This is a genomic window from Myxococcus dinghuensis (genome assembly GCF_024198235.1).
Taxonomy (GTDB): domain Bacteria; phylum Myxococcota; class Myxococcia; order Myxococcales; family Myxococcaceae; genus Myxococcus; species Myxococcus dinghuensis.
This window is the reverse complement of record NZ_JAKCFB010000006.1, coordinates 132,310-147,057: the sequence shown is the minus strand read 5'-3', so window position 1 is coordinate 147,057 and position 14,748 is coordinate 132,310. Positions and strand designations below refer to the sequence as shown.

General features: G+C 69.6%; 12 protein-coding genes. All 12 read right to left on the bottom strand.

The window, feature by feature from the left end; translation table 11 throughout:
• Nucleotides 1–308 precede the first annotated feature (308 nt).
• Entirely contained in the window at nucleotides 309–638 is a 330-nt protein-coding gene (locus LZ198_RS11215) for a hypothetical protein (protein WP_253971911.1), read from the bottom strand.
• Nucleotides 639–941: 303 nt separating this feature from the next.
• The gene (locus LZ198_RS11210; RefSeq protein ID WP_253971910.1) at nucleotides 942–2,393 is read right to left on the bottom strand and encodes a bifunctional 2-methylcitrate dehydratase/aconitate hydratase; all 1,452 of its coding nucleotides are present in this window, start codon (nucleotides 2,391–2,393) and stop codon (nucleotides 942–944) included.
• Between the two features lie 11 nt (nucleotides 2,394–2,404).
• Nucleotides 2,405–3,565, bottom strand: coding sequence for a bifunctional 2-methylcitrate synthase/citrate synthase (gene prpC, locus LZ198_RS11205; RefSeq protein WP_253971909.1), 1,161 nt, complete (start codon nucleotides 3,563–3,565; stop codon nucleotides 2,405–2,407).
• Entirely contained in the window at nucleotides 3,565–4,464 is a 900-nt protein-coding gene (gene prpB, locus LZ198_RS11200) for a methylisocitrate lyase (RefSeq protein ID WP_253971908.1), read from the bottom strand. The genes prpC and prpB overlap by 1 nt, the downstream gene beginning before the upstream one ends.
• Nucleotides 4,465–4,495: 31 nt before the next feature.
• Nucleotides 4,496–5,539, bottom strand: a complete 1,044-nt coding sequence (gene rsgA, locus LZ198_RS11195) for a ribosome small subunit-dependent GTPase A (protein ID WP_253971907.1) — start codon at nucleotides 5,537–5,539, stop codon at nucleotides 4,496–4,498.
• Entirely contained in the window at nucleotides 5,536–7,860 is a 2,325-nt protein-coding gene (gene metE, locus LZ198_RS11190; protein ID WP_253971906.1) for a 5-methyltetrahydropteroyltriglutamate--homocysteine S-methyltransferase, read from the bottom strand. Before metE ends, rsgA begins: the two co-directional genes overlap by 4 nt.
• A 45-nt stretch (nucleotides 7,861–7,905) precedes the next feature.
• Nucleotides 7,906–8,790 carry a 3-hydroxyisobutyrate dehydrogenase gene (gene mmsB / locus LZ198_RS11185; RefSeq protein ID WP_253971905.1) on the bottom strand — a complete coding sequence of 295 codons (885 nt, stop codon included), beginning with the start codon at nucleotides 8,788–8,790 and terminating at the stop codon, nucleotides 7,906–7,908.
• Nucleotides 8,787–9,905 carry an enoyl-CoA hydratase/isomerase family protein gene (locus tag LZ198_RS11180; protein WP_253971904.1) on the bottom strand — a complete coding sequence of 373 codons (1,119 nt, stop codon included), beginning with the start codon at nucleotides 9,903–9,905 and terminating at the stop codon, nucleotides 8,787–8,789. Before LZ198_RS11180 ends, mmsB begins: the two co-directional genes overlap by 4 nt.
• A gap of 10 nt (nucleotides 9,906–9,915) precedes the next feature.
• Nucleotides 9,916–10,701, bottom strand: coding sequence for an enoyl-CoA hydratase (locus LZ198_RS11175; protein WP_253971903.1), 786 nt, complete (start codon nucleotides 10,699–10,701; stop codon nucleotides 9,916–9,918).
• Nucleotides 10,698–11,858, bottom strand: a complete 1,161-nt coding sequence (locus tag LZ198_RS11170) for an acyl-CoA dehydrogenase family protein (RefSeq protein ID WP_253971902.1) — start codon at nucleotides 11,856–11,858, stop codon at nucleotides 10,698–10,700. Before LZ198_RS11170 ends, LZ198_RS11175 begins: the two co-directional genes overlap by 4 nt.
• A complete protein-coding gene (locus tag LZ198_RS11165; RefSeq protein WP_253971901.1) occupies nucleotides 11,848–13,014 on the bottom strand; it encodes an acyl-CoA dehydrogenase family protein in 1,167 nt (388 codons plus the stop codon). The genes LZ198_RS11170 and LZ198_RS11165 overlap by 11 nt, the downstream gene beginning before the upstream one ends.
• Before the next feature lie 9 nt (nucleotides 13,015–13,023).
• On the bottom strand, nucleotides 13,024–14,526 hold the full coding sequence (locus LZ198_RS11160) for a CoA-acylating methylmalonate-semialdehyde dehydrogenase (RefSeq protein WP_253971900.1): 1,503 nt from the start codon (nucleotides 14,524–14,526) through the stop codon (nucleotides 13,024–13,026).
• Between the last annotated feature and the right edge of the window lie 222 nt (nucleotides 14,527–14,748).

The following is a 14,748-nucleotide window of genomic DNA, read 5'->3' as shown; positions in this document are numbered from 1 at the left end:
CACGCCGCTCGGAGCGGAGGGCCGCCGAGGGGTGGATGGACGACTCCCTTGCCGTTCCCTTGCGGGACGGCGCGCGAGCCATGACGCAGCGCTAGGTTGGGAGGGCGGTGGCCCGACTCTCACGTCCGTCCGCGCGGACGCGGCCCGTGCTGGGACGCGCCCACGCGTGACGATGCGCGGACGACACGTGTCGAATGAGAGAGGGGAGGGCGAGCGCCGTCAGCGCGACCTGGAAACCTCCCGTCGGGCACGCGACGGCGTCCGGCGAGAAGACTCGCTCGAGGAAGACGAGCAGCGACCAGGTCGGCCTACGCCCCTATGGGCGGACGCAGCAGCCTAGAAGCGAACGCGCCGGTTTCACGCAGCGCCTTCCCGATGACCTTCTGGGAGGCGCTTCGCGTGACGGCGAGTTCGATGGGGGGCGCCGCGGGTGCGACGAACTGACTCACGCAGCACCCGCAGTGGTGCTGGGTCGGGCCGCAACCATGCTCTCGACCGAGGTCGCCGAGGTCCGACTCATCGACCTGCTCATGCGCGACGTGACCGGTGCTGGCGTAGTGAACGACCAGCTCGATGGCTTCCCCGAAGGAAGGCACGAGGCCGTGCACCAGCAAGAGGATCAGCAGCACGCGCAGCACGAGGTCTTCGTAGTCGGTCTGGAGGGGGTTCGCAAGCCAGAGGGTCGCTTGCCCGGGATGTGTGCGCGCTCCATCGAACACCCGGCTCGCGGGAGGTCGGGCGAGTGGCGTTGGCGTCACACCGGCCTCGCGACTCTCCCGCATATCGTGCGGAGAGCGTCACAAGGAGGAGGCCGAGCCCACGCCCGAGCCGCGAGGAAGGAGGCGGATGGCAGGACACCGCGTCCCTCTTCCTCTCCTCCGAGGGGCTCCCCACCCAGTTGGGGAGAGCCCCCGTCGGCCGGATGGGGAGCCGCCGGAGCGCTACGCGACGAAGGCGTCCACGTACTCGTGGACGGGCGTCTCGTCGAGGCGGTGTGCATCGAGGGACAGCGCGAGAATCCTGTCGCGCTGCTTCTCTGCGAAGCGCCGCTCCAGGTTCCGCCGGAACTTCGCCTCCAACAGGGGAATGCCCTCGGTCCTACGCCGCTTGTGACCGACCGGATACTCGACGACCACCTCAGGCAGGGTGGTGCCGTCCTTCAGCGTGACGGTGAGGCCGTTGGCGATCGAGCGCTTCTCCGGGTCGTGGTAGTCCCGCGTGAAGGCGGGGTCCTCGACGCACACCGTCTTCTCCCGGAGTTCGTCGATGCGCGGGTCGGACGCGACGCGGTCCTCGTAGTCGGCGGCGGTGAGGCGCCCGAAGAGTAGCGGTACCGCGACCATGTACTGGATGCAGTGGTCCCGGTCCGCGGGGTTCGCGAGCGGCCCCTTCTTGTCGATGATGCGGATGCACGCCTCGTGCGTCCGGATGGAGATGCGCGCGATGTCCGCCGTGCTCTTCCCGCGCCGGGCGAGCTCGCCATGAAGGCTCATGGCCGCCTCCACGGCAGTCTGTGAGTGGAACTCCGCCGGGAAGGAGATCTTGAACAGCACGTTCTCCATCACATACGAGCCGTAGGGGCGCTGGAACTGGAACGGCTTTCCCTTGAACGAGACGTCGTAGAAGCCCCACGTCTTGGCTGTCAGCGCGGAGGGGTAGCCCATCTCGCCGGTGCGGGCGATGAGCGCGAGCCGGACGCCGCGCGCGGTCGCGTCCCCCGCGGCCCAGGACTTGCGCGAGCCGGTGTTCGGCGCGTGCCGATAGGTGCGCAGGCTCTGTCCGTCCACCCAGGCCAGGGACACCGCGTTCATGATCTCCTCCCGGGAGAGCCCCAGCATGTGCGCGACGACGGCGGTGGTGGCCACCTTCACCAGGATGACGTGGTCGAGCCCGACGCGGTTGAAGGAGTTCTCCAGCGCGAGGCACCCCTGGATTTCGTGGGCGCGGACCATGGCCGTGAGGACCGAGCGCATCGTGAGCGGGGATTTGCCCGCGGCCACGGCGGTCCGAGAGAGCCAGTCCGCGGTGGCGAGAATCCCGCCCAGGTTGTCCGAGGGGTGTCCCCACTCCGCGGCGAGCCAGGTGTCGTTGAAGTCGAGCCAACGAATCATGACCCCCAGGTTGAAGGCCGCCTGGACGGGGTCCAACTGGTAGGACGTCCCCGGGACCTTCGCTCCGTGCGGGACGACGGTGCCCGGGACGACGGGGCCGAGCAGCTTCGTGCATGCGGGGTACTCGAGTGCCTCCAGCCCGCAGCCCAGGGTGTCCAGAAGGCAGAGCCGCGCCGTCTCGTGGGCCAGCGGGGTGGGGGGCTCCGCCTTCATCACGTAGTCGACGATGTCCTGGATGACCGCGTCGAACGGGGGGCGGTGGGTCGAGAAGTGGTTGCTCATGGGTGAGTGGGTTACGCGCGATTGGAGAGGGAGACGAAGGGCCGGTTTTCCGGGCCGACATAGCGGGCGCTGGGGCGGATGATCTTGTTGTCGGCGCGCTGCTCGAGAACGTGCGCGCTCCAGCCGGTGGTGCGCGCGATCACGAACAACGGCGTGAACATGGCCGTGGGAATCCCCATCTGGTGGTAGCTGACCGCGCTGAACCAATCGAGGTTGGGGAACATCTTCTTCACGTCCCACATCACCGTCTCGAGCCGCTCGGCGATGTCGAACAGTCGCATCGAGCGCGCCGACTGCGACAGGGAGCGGGCCACCTCCTTGATGACCTGGTTCCGAGGGTCGGCCACCGTGTAGACCGGGTGGCCGAAGCCGATGATGACCTCCTTGTTCGCGATGCGCCGGCGGATGTCCGCCTCCGCCTCGTCCGCGGACGCGTAGCGCTTCTGGATCTCCAGCGCGACCTCGTTGGCGCCGCCGTGCTTGGGGCCGCGCAGGGCGCCGATGCCGCCGCCGATGGCGGAGTAGATGTCCGAGCCCGTCCCCGCGACCACGCGGCACGCGAAGGTGGACGCGTTGAACTCGTGCTCCGCGTAGAGGATGAGGCTGGTGTGCATGGCCCTCGCCCACTCGGCGGACGGCTTGCGGCCATGCAGCAGGTGCAGGAAGTGCTCGCCGATGGAGGCGTCGTCCGTGGCGACCTCGATGCGCCGGCCGTTGTGGGCGTAGTGGTGCCAGTACAGCAACATGGAGCCGAGCGAGGCGAGCAGGCGGTCCGCGATGTCGCGGGCTCCGGGCGCGTTGTGGTCGTCCTTCTCCGGCTCGCTGCAGCCCATCACCGATACGCCCGTGCGCAGCACGTCCATGGGGTGGGTGGACGGCGGCAACTGCTCGAGCGCCGTCCGGACCGCGGTGGGCAGGCCGCGCAGGGCGCACAGCCTGGTCTTGTAGGCCTCCAGCTCGGCCTCGTTCGGGAGGTGGCCGTGAACCAAAAGGTGGGCGACCTCCTCGAACTCGCAGCTCTTCGCGATGTCCAGGATGTCGTAACCCCGGTAGTGCAGGTCATTGCCGTGGTGCCCGACGGTGCTCAGCGCCGTCGTCCCCGCCTCGACGCCGGAGAGCGCCACGGACTTCTTGCCTCCTGCGACGGCGCGCGTTTCGACCTTGTCGTTCATCATTCCTTCCTGCCTTTCGCGAAGAGGGCGTCGAGCTTCTGCTCGAACGCGTGGTAGTCGATGACGTCGTAGAGCTCCGCTCGGGTCTGCATCGTCTCGACGACGTCACGCTGGGTGCCGTCCCGGCGGATGGCGCGGTAGACGTTCTGCGCCGCCTTGTTCATGGCCCGGAACGCGGACAGCGGATAGAGGACGAGCGCCACGCCGGCGGACGCCAACTCGGCCGTCGTGAACAGCGGCGTGGCGCCGAACTCGGTGATGTTCGCGAGGACGGGCACCTTCACCGCGTCCACGAAGCGCCGGTACTGGTCCAGGCGGGTCATCGCCTCGGGGAAGATCATGTCGGCGCCCGCCTCGACGCAGGCCACGGCGCGCTCGATGGCGCGCGCCTCTCCCTCCACCGCGAGCGCGTCCGTGCGGGCCATGATGACGAAGTTCGCGTCGGTGCGCGCGTCGACGGCCGCCTTGATGCGGTCGACCATCTCCTCGCTCGAGACGATTTCCTTGTTGGGGCGGTGGCCACAGCGCTTGGCGCCCACCTGGTCCTCGAGGTGCATCGCCGCCGCGCCGGCCTTGATGAGCGAGCGGGTGGTCCGGGCGATGTTGAACGCGCTCGGGCCGAAGCCCGTGTCCACGTCCACGAGGAGGGGCAGGTCACAGACGTCCGTCACCCGCCGGATGTCCGTCAGGACATCGTCGAGCGTGGAGATGCCCAGGTCTGGCACCCCCAGCGAGCCGGCGGCGACGCCGCCGCCGGAGAGGTAGATGGCTTGGAAACCCTCCCGGCGCGCGAGCAGAGCGTGGTTGGCGTTGATGGCGCCGACCACCTGGAGGGGGCGTTCACGTTCGACGGCGGCGCGGAACCGCGCGCCTGGTGTCGAGGGGGGAGACTGACTCATGGAGACCTCTCGCGTTGTGGGACAGCGACTTTCAGGAGCGACTTCGGGGGGAACCTCTGCGGCGTCTGGGCTGCCCGCTGCCGCTCAACTCGGCGAGGAGCTTCAGGTACTCCTCCACGCGCGCCGCCGACAGGCGGCCTTCGCGAAGGTCTTTTCGGACCGCGCAGCCTGGCTCGTCTTGGTGCTGGCAGGCCCGGTGGAAGCACCTGCGCGCGGAGGCGCTGACCTCCGGGAAGGTGGCGTCCAGGCTCGCGCTACCGCCCAGCAGCCCGAGCTCTCGGATCCCCGGCCCGTCGATGAGCAGCCCCCCGCCGGGCAGTTGGAACAGTTGACGGTGGGTCGTCGTGTGGATGCCCTTGCGGTCCTCTTCGCGGACGGCGCGTGTCCGCATCGCGCCTGTCCCCATCAAGTGGTTGAGCAGCGTGGACTTCCCGACGCCGGACGCGCCCACCAGGACGGCGGTCCTGCCGGTGCCGACCAGCGCCGCGAACGCCTGGGTACCGATTCCCGTCTGGGCACTGACCGCCAGGACTTGCACGGCGGGCAGGAGCTGGCGCGCTTCGTCCACCTGTTCCTCCCATTCCTCACTCAAGTCCAACTTGTTCAACACCACGACGGGCTGGACACCTCCCGCGCGAGCCATCACGGTGGCGCGCTCGAGCAGGCCCGGGTTCAGCGGCCGGTCCAACCCCACCACCACGAGCGCCAAGTCGACGTTCGCGGCGAGCGGCTGTGCCTCCGGTGCCGCGCCGACCTTCCGGCGCAGCAGCACGCTCCTGCGCGTGAGCACGTGCTCCATCCGCAGACGCTCGTGGCCCGCCTCCTCCGCTTCCCGCGCGACCAACACCCAATCCCCGATGACGGGCAACTGCGCGAGGCTCGTCGTGTGGTGCCGCAGCGTCCCCGCGATGCTCGCCCGTATCTGTCGCAGCCCCGTGTCCACGTCGAACCAGGTGCGCTCCTGCCGGACCACCCGCGCGGGCAGGTGGGTGCCCCTGGAGGGGTGCGCGGCGAGCACCTCCTCGAAGGGCCGCCCCCAGCCGAGCCGCGCGAGGCCGTCTTCGCGCGTCGTCATTCGCTCCGCGGGCGGGAGGCGCCCTCGAGCCGCTCCCGCATCACCTTCGCGGCCGCCACCATGTGGGTGAGCGCGGCCTCCACCTCCGGCCAGCCGCGGGTCTTCAGACCGCAGTCCGGGTTCACCCAGAGTTGGCTCGCGGGCAGCACGGAGCGGGCCTTCTCGAGCAGGTCCACCATCTCCTCCCGCGACGGCACGCGGGGGGAATGGATGTCGTAGACGCCCGGACCGATCTCATTGGGGTACTTGAAGTGGGCGAAGTCGACCAGCAGCTCCAGCTTGGAGCGCGAGGTCTCGATGGAGAGCACATCCGCGTCCATGCGCGCGATGTCGTCCAGGATTTCGCCGAACTCCGAGTAGCACATATGGGTGTGGATCTGCGTCTCGTCCCGGACCCCGCTGGTGGCGACCTTGAAGGCGTCGACCGCCCACCGCAGGTACTCCTTCCAGTCCTGACGCCGCAGGGGGAGCCCCTCGCGGATGGCGGGCTCGTCCACCTGGATGATGGAGATGCCCGCGGCCTCCAGGTCCTGGACCTCGTCGCGCAGGGCGAGGGCGATCTGCTGGCACGTCTCGCCCCGAGGCTGGTCGTCGCGCACGAACGACCACTGGAGGATGGTGACGGGCCCGGTCAGCATCCCCTTGACGGGGAGGGGCGTGAGGGACTGCGCGTAGGTGGACCAGGCGACGGTCATCGAACGGGGACGCGCGACGTCGCCGTAGAGCAGGGGAGGCTTCACGCAGCGCGAGCCGTAGCTCTGGACCCAGCCGTTCTCGGTGAAGACGAAGCCGTCGAGCTGCTCGCCGAAGTATTCCACCATGTCGTTGCGCTCGAACTCACCATGCACGAGCACGTCCAGGCCGATGGCCTCCTGCTTCTGGATGCAGCGGCGCGTCTCCTCCTTCAGGAAGGTGTCGTACTCCGCCGCGCTCATGTGGCCCGCGCGCCAGGCTGCGCGAGCGCCTCTCACGTCGCTTGTCTGGGGGAACGAGCCGATGGTGGTGGTGGGCAGCACGGGCAGGCGCAGCCGCTCATGATGGCGACGGGCCCGCTCATGGAAGGGGGCCGCCCGGCGCGACATGGACGCATCGACCGTGCGCATCCGCGTCCGGACGGTGGCGTTCCGGGTGCGCGGCGACGCGCGCCTCACGGCGATGGCCGCTCGAGCCCTCGTGAAGTCCTCCGCGGTGGGCGCGTCCTCCTCGGAAGCGTTCGCCAGGGCCCGGACCTCGTCGAGCTTCTGGTTCGCGAAGGACAGCCAGCTCTTGACCTCTGGATCGAGCTTGCGCTCGTTGTCGAGGTCCTCGGGGACATGGAGCAGGGAGCAGGATGGGGCGACGAGGACGCGGTCCGCGCCGAGCTTTCGGACCGCGCGGCGGACGAGCTGGTGTGCGGCGTCGAGGTCCGTCCTCCAGACATTTCGGCCATCCACGACGCCCACGGAGAGGCCCATGGTGGCCGGCAGGGACCGCAGGACGGCGTCGAGTTGGGAGGGCGCGCGCACCAGGTCCACGTGCAGCGCTTCGAAGCCCGAGCCGGTCGCCAGCGACAGGTTCGCGCCGAGCTCGCCGAAGTAGGTGGCGAGCAACAGCCGGGGCCGCTGGCGCAACTGGCTCAGCCTCCGCAGCCCCTGCTCGTAGGCCGCGCGCGCGCCGGGCGAGAGGTCCAGCACGAGGCAGGGCTCGTCGAGCTGGACCCAGGACACGTCCCGCGCGGCGAGCACCGCCAGCAGTTGTTCGTACACGGGCAGTACGGCGTCGAGCAGCGCCAGGGTCGAGGCATCCTTCGGAGCGTGGGGCGCGTGCTTCGAGAGCAGGAGGAAGGAGAGCGGCCCGAGCAAGACGGGGCGCGGCTCGAGTTGGAGGTTGCGCGCCTCCTCGAGCTCCGCGAGCAGCTTGGTGGCATCCAGGGCGAAGCGCTGGCCCACTTCGAGCTCGGGCACGATGTAGTGGTAGTTGGTGTCGAACCACTTCGTCATCTCGAGCGCGGCGAGGTCGAGCCCGCGTTGCCCATCCTGGTGCCCGCGCGCCATGGCGAAGTAGCGCTCCAGGGGGTCTCGCAGGGATTGGTAGCGCTCCGGAACCACGCCCAGGCACACCGCCATGTCGAGCACGTGGTCATAGAGCGAGAAGTCGTTGCAGGGCACGTGCGTGAGGCCCTTGGCCTTCATCGTCGTCCAGTGTCGACGGCGCAGGTCAGCCGCGGTGGTCAGCAGGTCGCCGGCGGCACTCTTCCCGCCCCAATAGGACTCCAGGGCCTTCTTGAGCTCACGGTGGCCTCCGAAGCGCGGATGGCCGAGGGATGTTGCTGGCGTCGTCATGTGCGGTTTCCTTCACGGCGGCGAACGTGCGTCACCGGTTGATGCTCAGGACTTCAGGAACATGCGGATGATGCTGGAGAAATCGAGGTCGCCATGGCCCGCGAGGCAGTGGGCGGCGTAGAGGCTCCGGGCGAGGCTTCCCAGCGGAGTCGCCGCGCGCACGGCCACGGCGTTCTCCTGCGCCAGTCCCAGGTCCTTGAGCATGAGGTGGGTGCCGAAGCCGCCGCTGTACCCTCGGGTGGCGGGAGTCCCGTCCATCACGCCGGGCACGGGGTTGTACTTCTCCAGCACCCAGTTGCCGCCGGAGCTGCGCTTCATGATGTCCGAGAGCACCTGCGGCGACAGGCCATTGGCCGCGCCCAGGGAGAGCGCTTCGGCGGCGCCCACCATCTGGATGGCGAGCATCAGGTTGTTGCACATCTTCGTGAGCTGGCCGGCGCCGATGGGGCCCGCGTGGAAGACGTTCTTGCCCATCTGCTCGAGGAGCGGGCGCGCGCGCTCGAGGACCTCGGCCGCTCCGCCCACCATGAACGTCAGCGTGCCCGCCTCGGCGCCGGCGGTGCCCCCGGAGACGGGCGCGTCGATACAGCCGATGCCGCGCGCCACCGCCGCCGCCCCCACCTTGCGCGCGCTCTCCGCGGAGATGGTGCTGCAGTCGATGACCAACGTGCTCGGCGCGAGGTGGGCGAGCAGCCCGTCGTCGCCCAGGTAGAGGGCTTCGACGTGCTCGCCCGCGGGCAGCATGCTGATGATCGCCGCGGAGCCCTCCGCGGCGGTCCGCGCGGAGGGGGCGGTGCGGATGCCCGCGTCCGAAAGGCGCTGACTGGCGCGTGGCGCGGGGTCGAACCCCACGACCTCGTGCCCGGCCTTGTGCAGGTTGATGGCCATGGGCCGGCCCATGTTGCCGAGCCCCAGGAACGCGAGCTTCATGGTGTGCTCCTCTCCAGCGACGCCAGGGGGTGTCGTCCGGTGAAGCGGGGTTGGAAGTGGTCTTCGACCAGGTCCTTGCTGACGGCCTCCAGCGAGTCCGGGGTCCAGCGGGGCGTGCGGTCCTTGCTGATGAGAAGCGCGCGGATGCCCTCGACGAAGTCAGGGTGCGCGCAGCAGCCCAGGGAGACCGTGTATTCGAGGCGGAAGACCTCCGCGAGGGACAGGTGCCTTGCGCGTCGAGCCAGCTCGAAGGACAGCGCCGCGGACGTGGGCGATCCTCTCTGGAACGTCGCGACCGCGGTGGACAGCCAGGGGTCTTCGGTCCGCAGCCCGCGGAGTCGGGAGGCGATTTCGAGCAGGCTGCCGCCGGCCATCAGCTCGCGGAGCAGGTCGAAGTGACGGCGTACGTTGGACTCGGGCAGCTCGCGCGAGGACAGAGCGCTCAACAGCCGGGAAAGCGTGTGCCGGTGGTCCTCGGGCGCTCCGCTCCAGGAAGCCGCGCGCAGGGCCGCCAACAGCGCGGTGTCGTCCTGGGCCCCGACGTAGTGGTCGGCGAGCCCGCAGAAGAGGGCATCGGCGGCATTGAGGGGGGCCCCGGTGAGGGCGAGGAAGAGCCCGAGGTGCCCGGGGATCCGTCCGAGCACCCAGCTCCCGCCAACGTCGGGATAGAGTCCCACGCTGATCTCTGGCATTGCCAGCCGGCTCCGCGCGGTCACCACGCGGTGGGACGCGCCCGCCATGAGGCCCATCCCGCCGCCCATGACGATGCCGTGGCCCCAGCAGATGAAGGGCTTGGCGTAGGTGTGGATGAGGTGGTCCAGCTCGTACTCCTCCGCGAAGAAGCCCCGGGCGTAGTCGCTGACCCCGGCGCTTTCCCGGAGTGACTGGTACAGCGCCCGCAGATCGCCTCCGGCGCAGAAGGCCTTGTCGCCCGCGCCGCGCAGCAACACCCCGACGATGGCGGAGTCCTGCTCCCACTGTCGCAACCTGGGTGTCAGGGCGCGGACCATCTCGAGCGACAGGGCGTTGAGGGACTCCGGCGTGTCGAGGGTCGCGAGGCCGAAGCGGCGACCGTCGGACGTGGACAGCTCTTCGAAGCGGACGACGTCACCCATGGCGGAGTCCTCAGGCGTTGCGCCACTGGGGGGCGCGCTTGGCGAGGAAGGCCGCGACGCCCTCGCGTTGGTCCTGGCTGTCGAACAGGTCCACGAACGCCTCGCGTTCCGAGGGCAGCACTCCGCGCGGAGGGTGGGCGCGAGCTGCCTGGATGAGGCGCTTGCATGCGGCCACGCTCGTGGGACTCTGCTTCTCCACGAGCGCCGCCAGCTCCAGCGCTCGGCGGGGGCCCTGGCCCCGGGGGACGAGTTCCTCCACCAGGCCGATGCGCAGCGCCGTGGCGGCATCCACGCGCTCGCCACACAGGATCATCCGCTTGGCCCAGCCTTCGCCCACGAGCCAGGGCAGCCACTGCGTTCCTCCCGCGCAGGGCAGCAGCCCCACGCTGGCCTCGGGCAGCGCGAGGATGGCGTGCTCCTCGGCGACACGCAGGTCACACGCCAGCGCGCATTCGAGCCCGCCGCCCATCGCGTAGCCGTTCAACGCGGCGATGGTCAGGCCACGGAACCCGGCGAGCGTTTCGAAGGCGATACCGAAGCGGCGGGCCATCTCCCGTGCCACCGCCTTGTCTCCGTCCGCGAAGGTCTTGAGATCCGCCCCCGCGGAGAAGAACTTCTCCCCCTGTCCGGTGAGGACGAGGGCATAGACGTCGCGGTCGTCATCCAGTGTCCGGACCAGGTCCGCGAGCGCGGCCAGGCTCTCCCCGGTCCAGGTGTTCGCCGGAGGATGGGCGAGCGTGACGAGCGCCACGTGCCCACGGCGCTCCCATTGCAACCCCTCGTACTCTTTCGTCATCGGACCTCCTCGTGAAACGCTTCGTCGAGCAGGCGCCGGGAGATGATGACGCGCATGATCTCGTTGGTGCCTTCGAGGATCTGGTGGACCCGGGCATCGCGCAGGTACCGCTCCAGCGGGTACTCGCGCATGTAGCCGTAGCCTCCGTGCAGTTGGAGGGCCTCGTTGCAGATGCGGAAGCCCGCGTCGGTGGCGATCTGCTTGGCCATGGCGCAGTAGACGGTGGCCTGGGAGGAGCCGCCGTCGAGCTTGGCGGCCGCCAGCCGGACCATCTGCCGGGCGACGACGAGGTCCGTGGCCATCTCCGCGGCCTTGAACCGCAGCGCCTGGAAGCTCGCGAGCTTCTGCTTGAACTGGGAGCGTTCGAGCAGGTGTCGCCGCGCTGCCTCGAGCGCTGCCCGTCCGACGCCAATCGAGCACGTCGCGATGTTGATGCGCCCCCCGTCGAGCGCCTTCATCGCGATGCGGAACCCCTCTCCCTCCTGCCCGAGGAGGTGGTCGGCGGGGATGCGCACGTTCTCGAGGAAGACGGTCCGCGTGGGCTGGCTGTGCCAGCCGAGCTTCTCCTCGTTGCGTCCGTAGCTGACACCGTCCGTGTCCGCGGGGACCAGGAAGGCGGAGATGCCCTCCGCGCCTTCCGCGCCCGTGCGGGCCATGACGACCAGGACGTCCGTGGCGCCCGCTCCGGAGATGAAGGCCTTGGTCCCGTTGAGCACGTAGGTTTCGTGCTCGCGGGTGGCGCGGGTGCTCAGCGCCGCGGCATCGGAGCCCGCGTCGGGTTCGGTGAGGCAATAGGACGCGAGCGTCTGGCCCGAGGTGAGCCGAGGCCCCCAGTGTGCCGCGACGGCGGGCTGGGCCCAGCGGGTGACGAGCCACGTCGCCATGTTGTGGATGGTGAGGTAGGCCGTGGTCGACGTGCAGGCCGCGGCGAGTTCCTCGAAGATGAGCGCCGAGTCCAGGCGGCCGAGGCCCAGGCCGCCGTGGCGCTCGTCGGCGTACATGCCACAGAAGCCGAGCTGCCCCGCTCGGGTCAGGACCTCGCGCGGGAACAGGCCCTCGGCGTCCCAGCGGGCCGCGTTTGGCGCCAGCTCCTGCGCGGCGAACTCCCGGGCGGTGTCACGGAAGGCGCGCTGCGCGTCGGAGAGTTCAAAGTCCATCGCCACCTCCGGCCGTCACCTCGTCGAGCAGGTACCGTGAGACGATGACGCGCATGATCTCGTTGGTGCCGCCGAGGATCTGATGGACGCGCGTGTCGCGCAGGTAGCGCTCCAGCGGATACCTGCGCAGGTACCCGTAGCCACCATGGAGCTGGAGGGCTTCGTTGCAGATGCGGAAGCCCGTGTCCGTGGCGACCTGCTTGGCCATGGCGCAGTAGACGGTGGCCTGGGGCGAGCGGCTGTCGAGCATGGACGCCGCAAGCCTCGCCATCTGCCGCGCGGCGACGAGGTCCGTCGCCATGCCGGCGAACTTGAACTGGACGGACTGGAAGCCCGCGAGCTTGCGGTTGAACTGGCTGCGCCGGTGGAGGTGCTGTCGCGCGGCGTCGAGCGCGGCCTGCGCCGCTCCGACGGAGCAGATGGCCAGGTTGACGCGCTCGCCGTCGAGCGCCTGCATCGCGATGCGGAACCCTTCGCCCTCTTGTCCGAGGCGGAGGTCCGCGGGGACCCGAACGCGTTCGAAGTGGACCGTGCGGGTCGGCTGGTTGCGCCAGCCGAGCTTCTCCTCGGGGGGGCCCAGTTGGATGCCGCGCGTGCTCGCGGGGATCAGGAACGCGGTGAGTCCCTGGGCGCCGCTGGCGCCGGTGCGCGCGATGACGAGGAGGGCCTCCGTGACGCCGGAGCCAGAGACGAAGGCCTTGGTTCCCTCGAGGACGTAGTCGTTGCCGTCGCGCGTTGCGGTCGTCCGCAGCGACGCGGCGTCCGAGCCGGCCTCCGGTTCAGACAGACAGTACGAGGCGAGCGAGTGCCCGGAGGTGAGCCGTCGCGCCCAACTGGAGGCGTGCTCGGTGTCGGCCCACCGGCTCGCGACCCAGGCCACCATGTTGTGGATGGTGAGGTAGGCAGCGGTGGAGGGGCAGGCCGCGGCGAGCTCCTCGAAGACGAGCGTCGCATCGAGCCGCCCCAGCCCCAGGCCTCCCTGCCGCGACTCGGCGTAGAGCCCGCAGTAGCCCAGTCGCGCCGCCTGGGTGAGGGCGTCTCGGGGGAAGGTGCCCTCGGCGTCCCAGCGGGCCGCGTGTGGGGCGAGCTCGCGCTCCGCGAAGGCGCGAGCTCGCTGCTGGGCGTCGCGCTGGGTGTCCGAGAGCTCGAAGTCCATGGGCGTCGTTCAGCGCAGGCTGATGGTGGTGTTGACGCCGCCCGTGGTCGTCGCGTCGTCGAACCAGCGCTCGGTGACGGTCTTCGTCTGCGTGTAGAACAGCACCACCTGCTTGCCGTAGGGCCCCAGGTCCCCCAGCTTCGAGCCGCGAGAGCCGGTGAAGGAGAAGAGGGGGACTGGCACGGGGATGGGTACGTTGATGCCGACCTGACCCACGTCGACCTCCTCCTTGAACCGGCGGGCCGCCGCGCCGGAGCGGGTGAAGAGAGCCGTGCCGTTGCCGTTCGGGTTGGCGTTGATGAGCGAGATGGCCTCGTCGAGGCTGGCGGCGCTCATCAGACAGAGCACCGGACCAAAGATCTCCTCGTCGTAGAGCGCGCTGCCTGGCTTGACGCCGGAGAAGATGGTGGGGCCGACGAAGTGGCCGTGGGCGACGGCCTCCGAGAGCGCGGGCCGCCGGCCATCCAGCTCCAGCTTCGCGCCTTCTTCCTGGCCCCGCGCGATGAGCTGCTCCACCCGAGCGCGAGCCGCGGCGGAGATGAGTGGACCGACGTCCGTGCCCTGGGCCGCGCCATCGCCCACGGTGAGCTTCTTCGCCCGCTCGACGAGGTCCGGAATCCAGGCGCCCGCCTCGCCCACCAGCACCGCCACGGAGACGGCCATGCAACGTTGCCCCGCGGCGCCGAACGCGGCGCCGACCAGGTTGTTCAGGGTCTGCTCCCGGTGGGCATCCGAGAGGACCACCGCGTGGTTCTTCGCGCCCATCATGCACTGCACGCGCTTGCCCGCGAGGGAGGCGCGTCGATGCACGTGGGTGCCGACACGGGTCGACCCGACGAAGGACACCGCCTTGATGTCCGGGTGGTCGCAGAGCGCGTCCACGGCCGCGGCGCCCCCGTGCACCACGTTGAGCACACCCGGGGGAATCCCCGCCTCGAGCGCCAGCTCCACCAGCCGCATCGTGGACATGGGGTCCTGTTCGGAGGGCTTCAGCACGAAGGTGTTCCCACAGGCGATGGCCATGGGGAACATCCACAAGGGAATCATCGCCGGGAAGTTGAAGGGCGTGATGCCCGCACAGACCCCGAGGGGCTGCTGGAGGGTGAAGGTGTCCACGCCAGTGGCGACGTTGTTCGCGAACTCGCCCATCTGGAGCGTGCCGATGTTGGCCGCGTGCTCCACCACCTCGAGTCCGCGGAAGACATCCCCCTCGGCGTCGGCGAGCGTCTTGCCTTGCTCGGCGGTGAGGAGGGCGGCGATCTCCTTCTGGTGGCCGCGAATCAGCTGCTGGTACTTGAGGAAGATGCGCGCGCGTGTGCCGATGGACGTGGAGCGCCAGGGGCCGAAGGCCTTCTTCGCGCTGGCCACCGCGCCCATCACCTCCTCGTGGGTCGCGAAGGGGACGCGGGCGAGCGTGGCCTGGGTTGCGGGATTGACGACGTCGCGCCACTCGGATGAACGCGACTCGACGAACCTGCCGTCGATCAACAGCTTGACGCTGGCAACACTCATGGGGCGCCTCGTCTTCACCGGGCTCCGTGATCGGCTTCGAGTCGATGGACCCGGCCTGGAGCGCGGCGGACCTGCCAAGGAGGATGGGACCACGGGCGGAGCCCCTCTCTGCGAGGGGTCTCTCGAATCCGATTCGCAGAGTACGCACGCTCAATGGGTGGACCAACCCCTGAAAAGGCGTATGAATGCGTGAGGAATATTGCGAATTAGCGAATCTTGCGA

Bases quoted from the DNA above. Each gene is read 5' to 3' on its own strand.
- rsgA (WP_253971907.1), bottom strand. From the start codon at position 5,539: ATGACGACGCGCGAAGACGGCCTCGCGCGGCTCGGCTGGGGGCGGCCC.
- prpC (WP_253971909.1), bottom strand. From the start codon at position 3,565: ATGAACGACAAGGTCGAAACGCGCGCCGTCGCAGGAGGCAAGAAGTCC.
- mmsB (WP_253971905.1), bottom strand. From the start codon at position 8,790: ATGAAGCTCGCGTTCCTGGGGCTCGGCAACATGGGCCGGCCCATGGCC.
- LZ198_RS11160 (WP_253971900.1), bottom strand. From the start codon at position 14,526: ATGAGTGTTGCCAGCGTCAAGCTGTTGATCGACGGCAGGTTCGTCGAG.
- metE (WP_253971906.1), bottom strand. From the start codon at position 7,860: ATGACGACGCCAGCAACATCCCTCGGCCATCCGCGCTTCGGAGGCCAC.
- LZ198_RS11180 (WP_253971904.1), bottom strand. From the start codon at position 9,905: ATGGGTGACGTCGTCCGCTTCGAAGAGCTGTCCACGTCCGACGGTCGC.
- LZ198_RS11210 (WP_253971910.1), bottom strand. From the start codon at position 2,393: ATGAGCAACCACTTCTCGACCCACCGCCCCCCGTTCGACGCGGTCATC.
- prpB (WP_253971908.1), bottom strand. From the start codon at position 4,464: ATGAGTCAGTCTCCCCCCTCGACACCAGGCGCGCGGTTCCGCGCCGCC.
- LZ198_RS11165 (WP_253971901.1), bottom strand. From the start codon at position 13,014: ATGGACTTCGAGCTCTCGGACACCCAGCGCGACGCCCAGCAGCGAGCT.
- LZ198_RS11175 (WP_253971903.1), bottom strand. From the start codon at position 10,701: ATGACGAAAGAGTACGAGGGGTTGCAATGGGAGCGCCGTGGGCACGTG.
- LZ198_RS11170 (WP_253971902.1), bottom strand. From the start codon at position 11,858: ATGGACTTTGAACTCTCCGACGCGCAGCGCGCCTTCCGTGACACCGCC.